We start from the raw sequence: 17,497 nt of genomic DNA, 5'->3' as shown, positions 1-17,497 counted from the left end.
GGAGGCCCGTGGCGACGCCGCCACGGGCCTCCCGTCCGATCCCACGCGCGGAACGGATGCCGGCTAGTTGACGGGGCCGGTGTACTTCTCGCCCGGCCCCGCACCCGGCGCGTCCGGGATCGCCGACGCCTCGCGGAAGGCGAGCTGCACCGAGCGCAGCCCGTCGCGCAGCGGACGGGCGTGGTGGTCGCCGATCTCGGTCGCCGCGGCGGTGACCAGACCGGCCAGTGCGGTGATGAGCTTGCGCGCCTCGTCCAGGTCGGTCTGCTCCTGGGGGTCGTCGGCCAGGCCGACCTTCACGGCTGCGGCACTCAGCAGGTGCACGGCCACGGTGTTGATGAGTTCGACGGCGGGCACCTCCGAGATGTCCCTGGCGGCGTCGATGCCGCTGCCGTCGTCGTCGATCGGGGTGTCGGTCACGGTGCTCCTCTGCTAGACTCGCCCACGGCAGATGCTGTCCGTGTGGAACCAGGTTCTCCTGAAGCCGACGAACGGTGTCACGAAAGAGGAGTCTCTCCCACCCGCGGCCGCGTTCCACCAGGCTACCGGGTCACAATCGCTCCACGAGTGCACAGCAAGCGGGTGCTCTCGTCGGTCGGGTCCACGGATCCGACGCAGGGCGGCTGCCGAACGGGTTCCGATCCGTGCGTCAGATCTCCTCTCTCGTGCTGTCGTCCAGGGCAAACGTCCCGGACGACCACCACCTGATTGAAGGAGCTCCGCATCACCGATCCCCGTACCAACGACCGAATCCGCGTTCCCGAAGTCCGACTCGTCGGCCCACAGGGTGAGCAGGTCGGCGTCGTCCCGATCGCCATGGCACTGCGTCTCGCGCAGGAAGCCGAACTGGATCTGGTCGAGGTCGCGCCGAACTCGAAGCCGCCCGTGGCCAAGATCATGGACTACGGCAAGTTCAAGTACGAGGCCGCTCAGAAGGCCAAGGAAGCCCGTCGCAACCAGGTGAACACGGACCTGAAAGAGGTCCGTTTCCGCCTGAAGATCGACGTGCACGACTACGAGACGAAGCGCAAGCGCGCCGAGGGGTTCCTCCTCGGTGGCGACAAGGTGAAGGCGATGATCCTCTTCCGTGGCCGCGAGCAGTCGCGCCCCGAGCAGGGTGTCCGTCTCCTCCACAAGTTCGCGGAGGAGATCGCCGAGTTCGGCGTCGTCGAGTCCCGTCCCACCCAGGACGGCCGCAACATGACGATGATCATCGCCCCCCTGAAGAACAAGTCCGACGTCAAGGGCGAGCAGAACGCGAAGCGTGCTGCGCAGAAGGCCGAGCGCCGTGCCTCCGAGCACGCTGCGAAGGACCACTCGGACGTCGCGACGGAGACCGAAGCCCCGGCTGAGGCACCCGCGCCCGAGCAGGACGCGGCACCGGCCAAGAGCGACGCTCCCGCCGAATAGGTCACCCAGACCGACCCCGCAACGACGCGGTCCCCATCCATCCCACGGAAAGGCACCACCATGCCCAAGCAGAAGACCCACTCCGGGTCGAAGAAGCGCTTCAAGGTCACCGGTACCGGCAAGATCATGAAGCAGCAGGCCGGTATGCGTCACAACCTCGAGGTCAAGAGCGCCAAGCGCAAGGCCCGCCTGAACGAGGACCAGGTCCTCTCGAAGGCCGACGCGAAGAACGTCAAGAAGCTCCTCGGCCTCTGAGCCCCCGGATCGTAAAGGAATAGTGCAATGGCACGAGTAAAGAGAGCGGTCAACGCCGCCAAGAAGCGCCGCGTCATCCTCGAGCGCGCCGAGGGCTACCGCGGCCAGCGTTCGCGTCTGTACCGCAAGGCCAAGGAGCAGGTCACCCACTCCCTCGTCTACGCGTACCGCGACCGTCACGCGAAGAAGGGCGAGTTCCGTCGCCTGTGGATCCAGCGCATCAACGCTGCGTCCCGTGCGAACGGCCTGACCTACAACCGTCTGATCCAGGGTCTGGGTCTGGCCGGTGTCGAGGTCGACCGTCGCATCCTCGCCGACCTCGCGGTGAACAACCCCGAGACCTTCACCGCGCTCGTCGAGACCGCGAAGAAGGCCCTCCCGGCCGACACCTCGGCCCCGAAGGCTGCGTAGTCAGTTCTTCTGCTCGCGAAACCCCCGCCGCACGGCGGGGGTTTCGTCGTTCCTAGACTTGGGTCGTGAGCGAACTCCTCGAGAACCCCCGTGCCGGACGCGTGAAGGCCGTTGCGGCCCTGTCGAAGAAGGACGTCCGTGCTGAAACGGGCCTGTTCCTGCTGGAAGGGCCGCAGGCGGTGCGTGAAGCGCTGCAGTACGCGCCGGAGCTGCTGCGCGAGCTCTACGTGACGCCGACGGCCGCCGCCCGCTACGGGCTCGACGACGCGCCGGTCGACACCTGGTTCGTCACGGAGCAGGTCCTCGACGCGATGGCCGACACGGTGACGCCGCAGGGCGTCGTCGCCGTCTGCCAGCAGTTCCCGACGTCGGTCAAGGACGTCTTCCCGGACCGTCGCGTCGGTGACGCTGCTGCCGCCGTCGACCTGGAGCCCCGTGGGGACTCCGACGAGCCGGCCGCGTTGCCGGGGCTGGTCGCCGTCCTCGAAGAGGTGCGGGACCCGGGGAACGCCGGCACGATCATCCGCGCCGCCGACTCCGCCGGCGCCGACGCCGTGGTTCTCACCGGGCGGTCGGTGGACCTGTACAACCCGAAGGTCGTCCGGTCGACCACGGGCTCGCTCTTCCACGTGCCGGTCTCCGTCGGCGTGACCCTGGCCGACACCATCGAGCGGGCGAAGGCGCTCGGGTACACGGTGCTCGCGGCCGACGTCTCGGGCGACGACCTGCCGACCGTCCGGGCCGAGGGCATGCTCGACGGCCCGACCGTGTGGGTGTTCGGCAACGAGGCCCGTGGGCTCACCACCGAGGACCTCGCCCTCGTCGACCGTGCGGTGAAGGTGCCGATCTACGGGCAGGCGGAGTCGATGAACCTGGCGACGGCGGCCTCGGTCTGCCTGTACGAGTCGGCGTTCGCGCTCCGGAGCTGACGTTCCTCCACAGGCCTGCCGGTACTGACGGTCATCCACCGTCTGCTCGGTGCAGGCGGGTGGTATCCCGTCGGCCGGTAGGCTTGGGTCTCGTGTCAGAACCTCTCGAGATCAGCGAATCGGCCGTCGCCGACGCCGTGGACGCAGCACTCGCCGCCGTCCGCGCCACGACGACGGTCGCCGAGCTGAAGCAGGCCAGGGCCGAGCACACCGGTGAGCAGTCACCGCTGGCTCGGATGAACGCGTCGATGCGCAGCGTGCCGCCGGAGCAGAAGGCCGCGGCCGGCAAGCTCGTCGGTCAGGCCCGCGGTCGGCTGAACGCGGCGATCGCGGAGCAGGAGTCCGTCCTCGCCGTGGCCGAGGAACGTGCGCGGCTCGAGGCCGAGCGGGTCGACGTCACGGCGCTGCCGACGCACCGCCCGACCGGCTCGCGCCACCCGCTCTCGCTGCTCAACGAAGCCGTCGCGGACATCTTCGTCGGCATGGGGTGGGAAGTGGCAGAAGGCCCCGAGCTCGAGCACGAGTGGTTCAACTTCGATGCCCTGAACTTCGACCAGGACCACCCGGCCCGGGCCATGGCGGACACGATCTTCGTCGAGCCCGTCGACCGCCACCTGGTCATGCGCACCCACACGTCGCCCGTGCAGGTGCGGTCGCTGCTGTCCCGCGACCTCCCGCTCTACGTCATCGCCCCGGGCCGCGTGTACCGCGCCGACGAACTCGACGCCACGCACCTGCCGGTCTTCACCCAGGTCGAGGGCATCGCGATCGACAAGGGCCTGACGATGGCGCACCTGCGCGGCACGCTCGAGCACTTCGCCCGCCAGGTCTTCGGCGCCGAGGCGCAGATCCGCCTGCGCCCGAACTACTTCCCGTTCACCGAGCCCAGCGCCGAGATGGACGTCTGGCAGCCGAACGCCAAGGGTGGCGCCCGGTGGGTCGAGTGGGGTGGCTGCGGCATGGTCAACCCCAACGTCCTGCGCGCCGCCGGCATCGACCCGGACGAGTACCAGGGCTTCGCGTTCGGCATGGGCATCGAGCGGACGCTGCAGTTCCGCAACGGCCTGAACGACATGCGTGACTTCCTCGAGGGCGACATCCGCTTCTCGCAGCAGTTCGGAACGGTGGTCTGATGCGCGTCCCACTCCGTTGGCTCGGCGAGTCCGTCGACCTCCCCGAGGACGTCACCCTCGAGCACGTCCACGCGGCGCTCGTGTCGGTCGGCTTCGAGGAAGAAGACGTCCACACCTTCGACCTGACCGGTCCCGTCGTGGTCGGCCGGGTGCTCGAGCGTGTCCCCGAGCCGCAGAAGAACGGCAAGACGATCAACTGGTGCCAGGTGGACGTCGGCGAGCCCGAGCCCCGCGGCATCGTCTGCGGCGCGCACAACTTCGACGTGGGCGACCTCGTCGTCGTGACGTTGCCAGGCGCCGTGCTGCCCGGGCCGTTCCCGATCGCCGCCCGCAAGACCTACGGCCACGTGTCCGACGGCATGATCGCCTCGGCCCGCGAGCTCGGGCTCGGCGACGAGCACGAGGGCATCCTGCGCTTCGCCGACCTCGGCATGGAGCCCACCGTCGGCCAGGACGCCATCGCGCTCCTCGGTCTCGACGACGCCGCGGTCGAGATCAACGTCACGCCGGACCGCGGCTACGTGCTGAGCATGCGCGGCGTCGCCCGCGAGTACGCCCACGCCACCGGTGCGAGCTTCCACGACCCGGCCGACCGCGTCGCACCCCGCTCGGCCGAGGGCTTCCCGGTGACGATCGACGACCGCGCCCCGATCCGTGGTCGCGTCGGTGCGAGCACCTTCGTCACGCGCGTCGTCCGTGGCATCGACCCGACCGCGAAGACACCCGCCTGGATGGTGTCGCGCCTTGCCCTGGCAGGTGTCCGCTCGATCTCGCTCCCGGTCGACGTCACGAACTTCGTCATGTTCGAACTCGGCCAGCCGCTGCACGGCTACGACCTGTCGACCGTGCGCGGCGGCCTGGGCGTCCGTCGTGCGGCTGCGGGCGAGACGCTCGAGACCCTCGACGGCGCCGTGCGGAAGCTCGACCCCGAAGACCTGGTCATCACCGACGACGACGGCCCCGTCGGGCTCGCCGGCGTCATGGGCGGTGTCCGCACCGAGATCTCCGCGAGCACGACCGACGTCCTGATCGAGGCAGCCGGCTTCGACCAGGTGTCGATCGCGCGCACCGCTCGCCGGCACAAGCTGCCAAGCGAGGCGTCCCGTCGCTTCGAGCGCGGTGTCGACCCGCTCGTGGCCGAGGCCGCTGCGAACCGCGCCGTCGAGCTCCTCGTCGAGCTCGCCGGGGGTACGGCCGACGCCCTCGGCTCGACGCTCGTCGACACCGAGCCGCGAGCGACGGTGGCGATGCGGATCTCGCGTCCGACCGAACTGATCGGTGTGGACTACACCGATGCCGAGGTCGTGGACACCCTCCGTGCGATCGGTGCCGCGGTGCAGCCTGACGGCGACCAGCTCGCGGTCACGCCGCCGACCTGGCGCCCCGACCTGACCGACGACACCACCTTGGTCGAAGAGGTCGCGCGGATCGTCGGGTACGACCGCATCCCGAGCGTGCTGCCCGTCGCCCCGCCCGGACGCGGACTCACCCCGCACCAGCAGGCGCGACGTCGGGTCTCCGCAGCCCTCGCCGCCGCTGGTCTGGTCGAGGCCGTGACGGCGCCGTTCGTGTCGGCCGCGACCCAGGACGCCTACCCGGGCATCGACCCGGAGGGCGGCCCGAGCGTCGTGCTCGCGAACGCGCTCGACAGCGAGCAGAACCTGCTCCGTCGCAGCGGCGTGCCGGCCCTGGTCGACGCGGCTCGTCGCAACGTGTCCCGCGGCCTGCTCGACGTCGCGCTCTACGAGACCTCGCGGGTGTTCCTGCCGGTGGCTGGCGTGACGCTCGGCACCGACGAGGTCCCGGCCGGCGCCGCACTGCCCGACCGCGCCACGCTCCAGGCACTCGACGCGTCCCTGCCCGCGCAGCCGTTCCACGTGTCCGCACTGTTCACCGGCAACCGCGTCGCGAAGCAGGCCGGCGTCACGGCGGAGCCGTACGGCATCGCCGACGCGATCGACGCGGCCCGTCAGGTCGCGTGGGCCGTCGGCGTGGAACTGCGCGTCGCGCAGACCACACACCCGTCGCTGCACCCGGGCCGCGCGGCGTCGCTGCTCGTCGGCGACACCGTCGTGGGCGTCGCCGGTGAACTGCTGCCGGAGCTGTCCGCCGCTGCGGTGCTGCCCCGTGTGGTGGCCGTGGTCGAGCTCGACCTCGACGCCATGGTGGCCGCGGCCCCCGAGCTCGTCGCGGTCGCTCCGATCGTGTCGTACCCGGCAGCGACGCAGGACCTGTCCCTGGTCGTCGACGCCGGGGTGCCGGCCGGTGACGTGTTGGATGCGGTCCGCTCTGGTGCCGGAGACCTGTTGGAGTATGCTCGGCTCGTGGATGACTACCGGGGCTCCGGCGTGGACGAGGGACAGAAGTCCCTGACGTTCGCCCTGCGCTTCCGTGCCACGGACCGCACGCTGACCGCTGCCGAGGCCACCGAGGCCCGCGACGGCGCAGTCCGACGTGCCGGCGAGCGATTCGGGGCGACCCTGCGCGACTGACCCACGACGGGATCAGCACCGCCCGGGGTCGCCGCCTCCGACTCTCTCGACGACCAGTCCGACCAAAGGTGGAATCCCATGTCCGTATCCGTCGCCGTGGCGGGAGCCTCCGGCTACGCGGGTGGTGAGCTCCTTCGCGTGCTCTCCTCCCATCCCGAGTTCGACGTCAGGACGGTGACGGCGTTCTCGAACGCCGGACAGCCGTTGATCGCGACGCAGCCGCACCTCCGTTCGCTGTCGCACCTGACCCTCGAGAAGACGACGGCGGAGACCCTGCGCGGGCACGACGTCGTGTTCCTGGCGCTGCCGCACGGTCAGTCGGGGGCGATCACCGAAGAGCTCGGCGACGATGCCCTCGTGGTGGACTGCGGTGCGGACCACCGCCTGACGGACCCCGCGGCGTGGGAGCAGTTCTACGGCGGCGACTACCACGGCGCCTGGACCTACGGCCTGCCAGAGCTGTTGCTCGCGGCCCCGACCCCCGGTTCGGCCGACGAGTGGCGCGAGGTCGAGGACATCACGGCGCAGGGCAAGCAGCGCTCGGCGCTGGTGGGCACCAAGCGGATCGCCGTCCCCGGGTGCAACGTCACCGCGGTGACGCTGGGCATCCAGCCGGGCATCCAAGCCGGGCTCGTCGAGTCGGACGACATCGTCGCGGTGCTGAGCGTCGGCCCGAGCGGTGCCGGCAAGAAGCTCGCGAACACCTACCTGGCGTCCGAGATCATGGGCTCCGCCAGCGCCTACGCGGTGGGCGGCACGCACCGGCACGTCCCGGAGATCCAGCAGAACCTGGTCGTGGCGGGAGCCGCGGGCGTGACGATCTCGTTCACGCCGGTCCTCGTCCCGATGTCGCGGGGCATCCTCGCGACGACGACGGCCAAGCTCACCCCCGGGGTCAGCGCCCGCGACGTCCGGCTCGCCTGGGAGCAGGCGTACGCCGACGAGCCGTTCGTGCACCTGCTGCCGGAGGGCGAGTTCCCCCGGGTCGCGGACACCATCGGCGCGAACACCGCGCTCGTCGGCATCGCGGTCGACGAGGCCGCTGGCCGCGTGGTCGCCGTGACGGCGCTCGACAACCTCGCGAAGGGCACGGCGGGCGCCGCCGTCCAGTCGACGAACATCGCCCTGGGTCTGCCGGAGACCCTGGGCCTCAGCGTGGACGGAGTCGCACCGTGACCGACCTCACCGACGTGAGCAAGCCCACCCAGGGCGAACCGGGCCTCCAGGGCGTCACCGCGGCAGCGGGGTTCCGCGCTGCCGGCGTGACCGCCGGCCTGAAGACCAGCGGCAAGCCGGACGTGGCGCTCGTCGTCAACGACGGCCCGGACGCGGCCGTGGCCGCGGTCTTCACCAGCAACCGTGCGCAGGCGCACCCGGTGATCTGGTCCCGCCAGGTCGTCGGGGACGGCGTCGCGCGTGCCGTCGTCCTGAACTCCGGCGGCGCCAACTGCTTCACGGGCCCCTTCGGGTTCCAGACGACCCACATGACGGCCGAAGCCGTGGGCGACGCCCTCGGCATCGGTGCGGGCGACGTCGTCGTCTGTTCCACCGGGCTGATCGGCGTCGGCGACCAGACCTTCCGCGACAACGTGCTCCGGGGCGTCGACCTCGCCGGCGCTGCGCTCACCGCCGACGGCGGCCCGGACGCGGCGACGGCGATCATGACGACCGACACGAAGGCGAAGCAGTCCGTCGTGACCGAGGACGGCTGGACCGTCGGCGGCATGGCCAAGGGTGCTGGCATGCTCGCGCCCGGGCTCGCGACGATGCTCGTCGTGATCACGACCGACGCCGTGCAGACCCCGGACCAGCTCGACCAGGCGCTCCGTGCGGCCACCCGCATCACGTTCGACCGCGTCGACTCGGACGGCTGCATGTCGACGAACGACACCGTCGTGCTGCTGTCGTCGGGTGCGAGCGGCGTCACTCCAGAGGTCGGTGACTTCCAGGAAGCCCTGACCGCCGTCTGCGCCGATCTGGCCCGCCAGCTCCAGCAGGACGCCGAGGGCGCGAGCCACGACATCGCGATCGAGGTCGTGCACGCCGCGACCGAGGACGACGCCGTGACCGTCGGACGGAGCGTCGCCCGCAACAACCTGTTCAAGGCGGCCGTCTTCGGCAACGACCCGAACTGGGGCCGGGTGCTCGCCGCGATCGGCACGACCGACGCCGACTTCGACCCGTACGCGGTCGACGTCAGCATGAACGGTGTCCGGGTCTGCCACGCCGGCGCACCGGACCAGCCGAGCGACACCGTCGACCTGACGCCGCGGGACACCCACGTGCGCATCGACCTCGGGGTCGGGACGCACTCGGCCACGATCCTCACCAACGACCTCACGCACGACTACGTGCACGAGAACAGCGCGTACTCCAGCTGATGGCGAGTGACACCGAAGGGGCCGGCACGCCCCTCACGAAGGAAGAAGAACACGAGTTCGCCGCCGTCAAGGCCGCGACCCTGATCGAGTCCCTGCCGTGGCTCAAACGGTTCTCCGGCAAGGTCGTCGTCGTGAAGTTCGGCGGCAACGCCATGGTGAACGACGACCTCAAGCGCGCGTTCGCCGAGGACATGGTCTACCTGCGGTACGCCGGCCTGCACCCCGTCGTGGTGCACGGCGGCGGTCCGCAGATCTCCGCAGCGCTCAAGGAACAGGGCATCGAGTCAGAGTTCCGCGGCGGCTACCGCGTCACCACGACCGAGGCGATCTCCGTCGTCCGCGACGTCCTGGCGGGCGAGGTCAACCGCGAGATCGTCGACCTGATGAACGAGCACGGTGACGGCCTGGCCGTCGGGGTGTTCGGTGACGGCGGGTCGCTGTTCACCGGCGAGCAGAAGGGCGTGGTCGTCGACGGGCAGGAGTACGACCTCGGCCACGTCGGTGACATCACCCACGTCGACCCGTCCGGGGTGCTCGCCGCGATCGAGGCCGGTCGGATCCCGGTCGTCTCGAGCATCGCGATCGACGACGCCGACCCGGACCAGGCGCTCAACGTGAACGCCGACGCGGCTGCCGGAGCTCTGGCGATCGCGCTGCGGGCGTCGAAGCTCATCATGCTCACCGACGTCCCCGGCCTGTACCGCAACTGGCCGGACCGTGACTCGCTCGTCGACCTCATCGCGGTCGAGGAGCTCCGGGCGCTCCTGCCGTCGCTCGAGTCGGGCATGATCCCGAAGATGACCGCGTGTCTCGACGCCGTGGTCGGCGGGGTCGGGGGCGCGACGATCATCGACGGCCGGATCCCGCACTCGATCCTGCTCGAGGTCTTCACCCTGCGTGGTGCGGGCACCGAGGTGATCCCGGACCCGAGCCGACGAACCGAGAACCAGATGACCCACGCCGAGATCGGCCGACGCGTGGCAGCACCGTCGACGAGCACCAGCACCGGCCAACACGTGGCCAGCACGACCGAGAAGGGGCAGCAGCCGTGAGCAGCGAGACGCAGACCGAGACCTGGAACGACCGGTTCGGGGCGTCGCTCATGCGATCCCTGACCCCGCCGAAGATCATGCTCGAGCGCGGGCAGGGCTGCCGCGTCTGGGACGTCGACGGCAACGAGTACCTCGACTTCCTGGCCGGCATCGCCGTGAACTCCCTCGGCCACGCGCACCCCGCGCTGGTCGAGGCCATCGCGGACCAGGCCGCGAAGCTCGTGCACGTGTCGAACTACTTCGCGACCCCGCCGCAGCTCGAGCTGGCGGAGCGCCTCAAGCGCATCACCGGTGCGGGCGAGGCCGGTCGGGTGTACTTCGGCAACTCCGGTGCCGAGGCGAACGAGGCGGCGTTCAAGCTCGCGCGCCTGAACAAGGGCGCGGACGGGCAGAAGACCCGCATCCTCGCACTGAAGCAGGGCTTCCACGGCCGGACGATGGGGGCACTCGCCCTCACCGGCAAGCCCGCGCTGCAGCAGGACTTCCTGCCGATGATCCCGGGGGTCGAGCACATCGACTCCACAGTCGCTGCGCTCGAGGAGTCGATCGACGACACGGTCGCTGCCATCATCATCGAGCCGATCAAGGGCGAGGCCGGCGTCGTCGACCTGCCCGAGGGCTTCCTGCTCGCAGCCCGCCGGCTGACCGAGGAACACGGCGCCCTGCTCATCCTCGACGAGATCCAGACCGGCGTCGGCCGGACGGGCAACTGGTTCACGTACCAGGGCCACGGCTTCGCCCCCGATGCCATCACGGTGGCCAAGGGCATCGCCGGCGGGTTCCCGATCGGCGCGCTCGTGACCTTCGGGTGGGCGTCCGACCTGTTCTCGGCCGGCCAGCACGGCTCGACCTTCGGCGGCAACCCGCTCGGCACCCGCGTGGCGAACGCCGTCCTCGCCGAGATCGAGCGCGCCGACCTCGTCGCGGCCGCCGTGGTCAAGGGCGAGCGGATCCGTTCCGGCATCGCCGGCATCGGCTCGCCGCTCGTCGAAGAGGTCCGCGGCACCGGCCTGCTCATCGGCGTCGGGCTCACCGGCCCGATCGCAGCCGCCGTCAACGCCGCCGCTCTCGAGCGCGGTCTCATCATCAACGCCCCGAACGAGTCGAGCCTGCGCCTCGCGCCGCCGCTCATCGTGTCCGACGCCGAGATCGACGAGTTCGTGTCGATCCTGGCCGAGAGCCTCGCGGCCGTCGCTGCCGAGCAGGGCACCGCTACCCAGGAGACCTCCGCATGACCCGCCACTTCCTCCGCGACGACGACCTCAGCCAGGCCGAGCAGTCCGCGATCCTCGACATCGCCGACCAGATGAAGGCCGACCGCTGGGGCGCCAAGCCGCTCGCCGGCCCGCAGAGCGTCGCCGTCATCTTCGACAAGTCGTCGACCCGCACGCGGGTGTCCTTCCACGTGGGCATCTCGGACCTGGGCGGCAGCCCGCTCATCATCTCGACGGCGAACAGCCAGCTCGGCGGCAAGGAGACCCCGTCGGACACCGCCCGTGTGCTCGAGCGCATGGTGTCGGCGATCGTCTGGCGCACGTACGGCCAGGCCGGTCTCGAGGAGATGGCCGCCGGCACGACGGTCCCCGTGGTGAACGCGCTGTCCGACGACTTCCACCCGTGCCAGCTGCTCGCCGACCTGCTCACCATCCGCGAGCACCGCGGCACGCTGGCCGGCCAGACCGTGGCGTTCATCGGCGACGGCGCGAGCAACATGGCGCAGTCGTACCTGCTCGCCGGCGCGACCGCGGGCATGCACGTGCGCGTCGCTGCCCCGGCCGAGTTCTCGCCGTCCCCCCAGGTCGTCACCGACGCCGAGGGCCGTGCGGCCGAGACCGGCGGCTCCGTCCTGGTCGTGACCGACCCGGTGGCCGCGGTCGCCGGTGCCGACGTCGTGGTCACCGACACCTGGGTGTCGATGGGCAAGGAATCCGAGAAGCAGTCGCGTCTCGACACCTTCTCCGGGTACCGCGTCGACGACGCCCTGATGGCACACGCGGCCGACGACGCGGTGTTCATGCACTGCCTGCCGGCCGACCGTGGCTTCGAGGTGACGGCCGATGTCATCGACGGTCCGCGCAGCATCATCTGGGACGAGGCGGAGAACCGTCTGCACGCCCAGAAGGCGCTGCTGGCCTGGCTCCTCGCCGCGAACGCCTGAGCACCATGGCTGACCGCGTCGTCCTCGCCTACTCCGGCGGCCTCGACACCTCCGTCGGGATCGGCTGGCTGCGTGACGCCACCGGCAAAGAGGTGGTGGCACTCGCGGTCGACGTGGGCCAGGGCGGCGAGGACCTCGACGCGATCCGGCAGCGCGCGCTCGACTGCGGTGCCGTGGAGTCGATCGTGGTCGACGCCAAGGACGAGTACGCCGACGAGTACATCGTGCCGGCGCTCAAGGCCAACGCGCTGTACCAGAAGCGCTACCCGCTGGTGTCGGCGCTGAGCCGCCCGCTCATCGCGAAGCACCTCGCGTTGACGGCGAAGCAGCTCGGTGCCGACAGCGTCGCGCACGGCTGCACGGGGAAGGGCAACGACCAGGTCCGCTTCGAAGCGGCGGTCGCGGCGATCGCCCCGGACCTGCGGAGCGTGGCGCCGGTGCGCGACCTCGCCCTCACCCGTGACAAGGCGATCGCGTACGCCGAGCAGCACGCGCTGCCGATCCAGCAGTCACAGCGGTCGCCGTACTCGATCGACCAGAACGTGTGGGGCCGTGCGGTCGAGACGGGTTTCCTCGAAGACCCGTGGAACGCGCCGACCGAGGACCTCTACACCTACACGCAGGACCCCGCGATCCCGCACGAGCCGGACGAGGTCACGATCACGTTCGAGCGCGGGGTCCCGGTGGCACTCGACGGGCAGCGTTTCAGCGTGCTGCAGATCGTGCAGGAGTTGAACGCCGTGGCCGGCAAGCACGGTGTCGGTCGGATCGACGTGGTCGAGGACCGGCTCGTGGGCATCAAGTCCCGCGAGGTGTACGAGGCACCTGCGGCGATCGCGCTCATCACGGCGCACGAGGAGCTCGAGCGCCTCACCCTCGAGCGCGACGTGAACCGCTACAAGCGCGGTGTCGAGTCGGAGTGGGCCGACCTGGTCTACGACGGCCTGTGGTTCGGTGGCCTGAAGCGCAGCCTGGACGCCTTCGTCGACCACACCCAGCAGCACGTCTCCGGTGACGTCCGCCTGCAGCTGCACGGTGGTCGGGCGACGGTGACCGGCCGTCGCTCGGAGCAGAGCCTGTACGACTTCGACCTGGCCACGTACGACACCGGCGACACGTTCGACCAGACCCTGTCCAAGGGCTTCATCGAGCTCTGGTCGCTTCCCAGCAAGATCTCCGCCCGCCGCGACGCGGCGAACTGACAGCACGCCACCCGGCGGACGACACACCGCCGCCACCCGGCCCGACGACAACGACGCAGGACGACATGACCGACGAGAAGACCGACGCCACCAACACCGGAGCCCTCTGGGGCGCCCGCTTCGCCGACGGCCCGAGTGCGGCCCTCGCAGCGCTGTCGAAGTCGACGCACTTCGACTGGCAGCTCGCCCCGTACGACATCGCCGGCTCCCGCGCGCACGCCCGAGCCCTGCACACCGCTGGGTACCTGACGGCGGACGAGCTCGAGCGCATGCTCGCCGGACTCGACCGGCTCGAGGCCGCACACGCCGACGGCACGCTGCAGCCGGACGATTCCGACGAGGACGTCCACGGCGCCCTCGAGCGCCTCCTCATCGCCGACCTCGGTCCGGAGCTGGGAGGCAAGCTCCGCGCCGGCCGCAGCCGCAACGACCAGATCGCCACGCTCGGCCGCATGCACATGCTCGACCACGGCCGGCGCATCGGCCGGCTCGTGATCGACCTGGTCGACGCGATCACCCAGCAGGCGAACGAGCACCCGGAGGCGATCATGCCGGGTCGCACGCACCTGCAGCACGCGCAGCCCGTCCTGCTCGCGCACCACCTGCTGGCCCACGCGTGGCCGCTGGTCCGCGATCTCGAGCGCCTCCGCGATTGGGCAGGCCGCGCGAGCGTGAGCCCGTACGGCGCCGGTGCCCTCGCCGGCAGTTCGCTCGGCCTCGACCCCGCCGCGATCGCCGCGGAGCTCGGGTTCGCCCGCCCGGCCGACAACTCGATCGACGCCACGGCCGCCCGCGACGTCGTCGCCGAGTTCGCGTTCGTCCTCGCGCAGATCGGCATCGACGTCTCGCGTCTGTCGGAAGAGGTCATCCTCTGGAACACGAAGGAGTTCGGCTTCGTCCGGCTCCACGACGCGTTCTCGACCGGGTCGAGCATCATGCCGCAGAAGAAGAACCCGGACATCGCCGAGCTCGCGCGTGGCAAGTCCGGCCGCCTGATCGGCAACCTGACGGGCCTGCTCGCGACCCTGAAGGGGCTGCCGCTCGCCTACAACCGCGACCTGCAAGAGGACAAGGAGCCGGTCTTCGACTCGGTCGCCACGCTCGAGGTCCTGCTGCCCGCCTTCACCGGCATGATCGCGACGCTCACGTTCGACACCGACCGGATGGCCGAGCTCGCGCCGCAGGGCTTCTCGCTCGCGACCGACGTGGCCGAGTGGCTGGTCCGCCAGGGCGTCCCGTTCCGCGATGCGCACGAGGTGTCCGGCGCACTGGTCCGGTACTGCGAAGAGCGCGGCATCGAGCTCGACGACCCGACCGACGACGAGTACCGGTCCGTCTCCGAGCACCTGACCCCCGGGGTCCGCGCCGTGCTCACGATCGAGGGCAGCGTCGCGTCCCGCTCGGGTGTCGGCGGAACCGCTCCGGACCGCGTGGCCGAGCAGCTGGCGTCCGTCACGCGTCGCGTCCACGACCTGGCCGAGGGCGCACCCTTCACGCGATGACCGAGGGGCTGCTCGCGATGCTCGCCGAGCCTGCGCCGATCGTCGCACCGGCACTGCTCGGTGCGACGATCGCGGGCCGGGGGGTCACGCTGCGGATCACCGAGGTCGAGGCGTACTCCGGCCCGACCGACCCCGGTTCGCACGGCCACCGCGGTCCGACCGAGCGCAACCGCCACCTGTTCGGGTCGCCGGGCACCCTGTACGCGTACCGCTCGTACGGCATCCACACCTGCGTCAACGTCGTCAGCGCGCCGGCCTGCACCTCGTCCGGTTCCCTGCTCCGCGGTGCGCAGGTGATCGAGGGCGTCGACACCGCACGCGGACGACGTGGCCCGTCGGTCGCCGACGTCGCGCTGGCGCGTGGCCCCGGCAACCTCGGTGGCGCCCTCGGCGCGGTGCTCGGGCAGGACGACGGCACCTCGCTGCTCGACGGCTCCGGCCCGTTCGTCCTCACGCTGGCACCCGGCCTGGAGGCCCGGCTCGCCTCCGCCCCGCTGGCCCGGGTGATCGACGAACTCCTGACCGAGACCACACCCGGCCCCGGCGGGACCGCTCCGGTCCCGCGCATCTCGCGCGGACCGCGCACCGGCGTCGGCGGCATCGCCGGCGGTGCGCAGTACCCCTGGCGCTTCTGGTTGACGGGCGACCCGACGGTGTCGACGTACCGACGCCACAAGGGTGCCCTCGACTGACGGACGCACCACGGGCCTCCCGGTCGACGGCGCGCGGTCGGTGGTGCGCCGCCGCTACGATGGCGGGGTGTCCAGTGATACCGCTCAAGACGTCCTGACGCGTCAGCAGAACGACCCCACCTTCGCCTCGGTGTGGGACGAACTGCGCTGGCGCGGTCTGGTGCAGGTCTCGACCGACGAGACCGCGCTGCAAGAGGCCCTCGACGGTGATCCGATCACGTACTACTGCGGCTTCGACCCCACGGCACCGTCGCTGCACTGCGGCAACCTCCTGCAGCTCCTGACCATGCGTCGGTTGCAGCTCGCGGGGCACAAGCCGCTGGCCCTCGTCGGCGGATCGACGGGGCTCATCGGCGACCCGCGCCCGACGGCCGAGCGCACACTGAACACCCGCGAGACGGTCGCCGAATGGGTCGCTCGGCTCCAGGCGCAGGTGTCGCGGTTCCTCAGCCCGGACGGTGACAACGGTGTCCGGCTGGTGAACAACCTGGACTGGACGTCCCCGATGTCCGCCATCGACTTCCTCCGTGACGTCGGCAAGTACTTCCGTGTGAACTCGATGCTCAAGAAGGACGCCGTCGCCGCGCGGCTGAACTCCGACGCGGGCATCAGCTACACCGAGTTCAGCTACCAGATCCTGCAAGGGCTCGACTACCGCGAACTCTTCCGGCAGTACGGGTGCACGCTGCAGACGGGTGGCTCGGACCAGTGGGGCAACCTGACCTCGGGGACGGAGCTCATCCGTCGTGCCGAGGGGGCGACCGTGCACGCGCTCGGAACACCCCTGATCACGAACTCCGACGGCACGAAGTTCGGCAAGAGCGAGGGCAACGCCATCTGGCTCGACGCTGAGATGACGTCGCCGTACGCGCTGTACCAGTTCTGGCTCAACACTGCGGATGCCGATGTGATCGCCCGGTTGCGGGAGTTCACGTTCCTGTCCCGGGCCGAGATCGAGCGGCTCGAGCAGGCGGTGGCCGACGAACCGTTCCGGCGCGAGGCGCAGCGGACGCTGGCGTTCGAGGTGACTTCGCTCGTGCACGGGGTCCACGCCACCCAGGCGGCGATCGACGCCGCCGCTGCCCTGTTCGGCAACGGTGACCTCGGTGCGCTCGACCCGGACACCCTGCGGTCGGCGATCGCGGAGCTGCCGGGGTCGGTGACCCTCGAACCCGGAGCCGATGTCGCGCGGGCACTCGTCGAGACCGAGCTCGTGAAGTCCCTCGGTGAAGCCCGTCGCGCGATCGACCAGGGCGGCGTGTACGTGAACAACGCCCGGGCCGAGGACGCCACCGCACCGCTGTCGGACCTCGCCCTGCCAGGGGGAGTCCTCGTGCTCCGCCGCGGCAAGAAGACCCTCGCCGGCGTGACGCTGGCCTGATCGCGCCGGCACCCGGGCGACGCGTGTTGCACAACGCGACACGCCCGGGATCGGGCCTGGCTTGGCACACACGCCCAGCCCTGCGTAAAGTTCCTACTCGTCACCCCAAAGGTGCGGCGGAGCGGCTGGAGCGAGAGCCCAGAGCACGTCGGCCCTCAAGCGGGACCATCCTCCACTGAAGTTCAGATCTGGCCTTGTGCTCGATCGCTTCGACGCCTAGGATGACAAGCCCACCGGTTCTCTCCCCTCGGGGATGAGCCACAGGACATTCCGGTCCGACGCACACCGGTGGCAAGCCAAGTACACAAGCCTCGTGGCCGAAGCTCGAATCTGAGCCGAGGAGCGAGTGCGTCTGGTCCTTGAGAACTCAACAGCGTGCACATTGTCAATGCCAATTTATTGATTGACCTCGTGCCTGGCCGTCCTTCGGGTTGGTTGGGTCATGATGCAATTCCTTTTGGATTGAAGATTGTCAGTAGACAGTCAACAGTCAGAATCA

The 17,497-nt window shown here is 70.4% G+C and carries 16 protein-coding genes; 15 read left to right on the top strand and 1 reads right to left on the bottom strand.

Annotated elements, in window-relative coordinates:
* Positions 1-63: 63 nt before the first annotated feature.
* On the bottom strand, positions 64-420 hold the full coding sequence (locus ITJ59_RS18525) for a DUF1844 domain-containing protein (RefSeq protein WP_173170823.1): 357 nt from the start codon (positions 418-420) through the stop codon (positions 64-66).
* A gap of 288 nt (positions 421-708) precedes the next feature.
* On the opposite strand from ITJ59_RS18525, the gene infC reads away from it, so the two are divergent.
* The 15 genes from infC (at position 709) to tyrS (ending at position 16,998) form a co-directional block, all read left to right on the top strand.
* Positions 709-1,410, top strand: coding sequence for a translation initiation factor IF-3 (gene infC, locus ITJ59_RS18520; protein WP_194652775.1), 702 nt, complete (start codon positions 709-711; stop codon positions 1,408-1,410).
* 60 nt (positions 1,411-1,470) lie between these two features.
* Complete coding sequence (gene rpmI, locus ITJ59_RS18515; protein ID WP_194652774.1) at positions 1,471-1,665, top strand: 50S ribosomal protein L35; 195 nt, start codon at positions 1,471-1,473, stop codon at positions 1,663-1,665.
* 27 nt (positions 1,666-1,692) lie between these two features.
* The gene (gene rplT, locus ITJ59_RS18510; RefSeq protein WP_111086285.1) at positions 1,693-2,076 is read left to right on the top strand and encodes a 50S ribosomal protein L20; all 384 of its coding nucleotides are present in this window, start codon (positions 1,693-1,695) and stop codon (positions 2,074-2,076) included.
* A 65-nt stretch (positions 2,077-2,141) separates the two neighbouring features.
* A complete protein-coding gene (locus ITJ59_RS18505; RefSeq protein WP_194652773.1) occupies positions 2,142-3,005 on the top strand; it encodes a TrmH family RNA methyltransferase in 864 nt (287 codons plus the stop codon).
* Between the two features lie 92 nt (positions 3,006-3,097).
* Positions 3,098-4,138, top strand: a complete 1,041-nt coding sequence (gene pheS / locus ITJ59_RS18500; protein ID WP_111086283.1) for a phenylalanine--tRNA ligase subunit alpha — start codon at positions 3,098-3,100, stop codon at positions 4,136-4,138.
* Positions 4,138-6,630 carry a phenylalanine--tRNA ligase subunit beta gene (gene pheT, locus ITJ59_RS18495; protein WP_194652772.1) on the top strand — a complete coding sequence of 831 codons (2,493 nt, stop codon included), beginning with the start codon at positions 4,138-4,140 and terminating at the stop codon, positions 6,628-6,630. Before pheS ends, pheT begins: the two co-directional genes overlap by 1 nt.
* A 78-nt stretch (positions 6,631-6,708) precedes the next feature.
* Positions 6,709-7,806 carry an N-acetyl-gamma-glutamyl-phosphate reductase gene (locus ITJ59_RS18490; RefSeq protein WP_194652771.1) on the top strand — a complete coding sequence of 366 codons (1,098 nt, stop codon included), beginning with the start codon at positions 6,709-6,711 and terminating at the stop codon, positions 7,804-7,806.
* Positions 7,803-9,011: a bifunctional glutamate N-acetyltransferase/amino-acid acetyltransferase ArgJ gene (gene argJ, locus ITJ59_RS18485; RefSeq protein WP_323749564.1), complete on the top strand. Its 1,209-nt coding sequence runs from the start codon at positions 7,803-7,805 to the stop codon at positions 9,009-9,011. The genes ITJ59_RS18490 and argJ overlap by 4 nt, the downstream gene beginning before the upstream one ends.
* Positions 9,011-10,063 (top strand): acetylglutamate kinase, encoded by a 1,053-nt coding sequence (argB, locus tag ITJ59_RS18480; RefSeq protein ID WP_194652770.1) that lies wholly within the window; start codon positions 9,011-9,013, stop codon positions 10,061-10,063. Before argJ ends, argB begins: the two co-directional genes overlap by 1 nt.
* Entirely contained in the window at positions 10,060-11,298 is a 1,239-nt protein-coding gene (locus tag ITJ59_RS18475; RefSeq protein WP_194652769.1) for an acetylornithine transaminase, read from the top strand. The genes argB and ITJ59_RS18475 overlap by 4 nt, the downstream gene beginning before the upstream one ends.
* A complete protein-coding gene (gene argF, locus ITJ59_RS18470; protein ID WP_194652768.1) occupies positions 11,295-12,221 on the top strand; it encodes an ornithine carbamoyltransferase in 927 nt (308 codons plus the stop codon). The genes ITJ59_RS18475 and argF overlap by 4 nt, the downstream gene beginning before the upstream one ends.
* 5 nt (positions 12,222-12,226) lie before the next feature.
* On the top strand, positions 12,227-13,423 hold the full coding sequence (locus ITJ59_RS18465) for an argininosuccinate synthase (RefSeq protein ID WP_194652767.1): 1,197 nt from the start codon (positions 12,227-12,229) through the stop codon (positions 13,421-13,423).
* A gap of 65 nt (positions 13,424-13,488) precedes the next feature.
* On the top strand, positions 13,489-14,925 hold the full coding sequence (gene argH / locus ITJ59_RS18460; protein WP_194652766.1) for an argininosuccinate lyase: 1,437 nt from the start codon (positions 13,489-13,491) through the stop codon (positions 14,923-14,925).
* The gene (locus tag ITJ59_RS18455) at positions 14,922-15,617 is read left to right on the top strand and encodes a DNA-3-methyladenine glycosylase (protein WP_194652765.1); all 696 of its coding nucleotides are present in this window, start codon (positions 14,922-14,924) and stop codon (positions 15,615-15,617) included. The genes argH and ITJ59_RS18455 overlap by 4 nt, the downstream gene beginning before the upstream one ends.
* 67 nt (positions 15,618-15,684) lie before the next feature.
* Entirely contained in the window at positions 15,685-16,998 is a 1,314-nt protein-coding gene (tyrS, locus tag ITJ59_RS18450; RefSeq protein ID WP_194652764.1) for a tyrosine--tRNA ligase, read from the top strand.
* Positions 16,999-17,497 lie beyond the last annotated feature (499 nt).

The sequence above is a fragment of the Curtobacterium sp. VKM Ac-1393 genome (genome assembly GCF_015350995.1).
In the GTDB taxonomy this organism is placed as follows: domain Bacteria; phylum Actinomycetota; class Actinomycetes; order Actinomycetales; family Microbacteriaceae; genus Curtobacterium.
This window is presented reverse-complemented; position numbering and strand designations above follow the sequence as displayed.

Coding starts and splice junctions, on each gene's coding strand:
- rpmI (WP_194652774.1), top strand. CDS start 1,471: ATGCCCAAGCAGAAGACCCACTCCGGGTCGAAGAAGCGCTTCAAGGTC.
- rplT (WP_111086285.1), top strand. CDS start 1,693: ATGGCACGAGTAAAGAGAGCGGTCAACGCCGCCAAGAAGCGCCGCGTC.
- pheT (WP_194652772.1), top strand. CDS start 4,138: ATGCGCGTCCCACTCCGTTGGCTCGGCGAGTCCGTCGACCTCCCCGAG.
- ITJ59_RS18490 (WP_194652771.1), top strand. CDS start 6,709: ATGTCCGTATCCGTCGCCGTGGCGGGAGCCTCCGGCTACGCGGGTGGT.
- argB (WP_194652770.1), top strand. CDS start 9,011: ATGGCGAGTGACACCGAAGGGGCCGGCACGCCCCTCACGAAGGAAGAA.
- argF (WP_194652768.1), top strand. CDS start 11,295: ATGACCCGCCACTTCCTCCGCGACGACGACCTCAGCCAGGCCGAGCAG.
- ITJ59_RS18465 (WP_194652767.1), top strand. CDS start 12,227: ATGGCTGACCGCGTCGTCCTCGCCTACTCCGGCGGCCTCGACACCTCC.
- argH (WP_194652766.1), top strand. CDS start 13,489: ATGACCGACGAGAAGACCGACGCCACCAACACCGGAGCCCTCTGGGGC.
- ITJ59_RS18455 (WP_194652765.1), top strand. CDS start 14,922: ATGACCGAGGGGCTGCTCGCGATGCTCGCCGAGCCTGCGCCGATCGTC.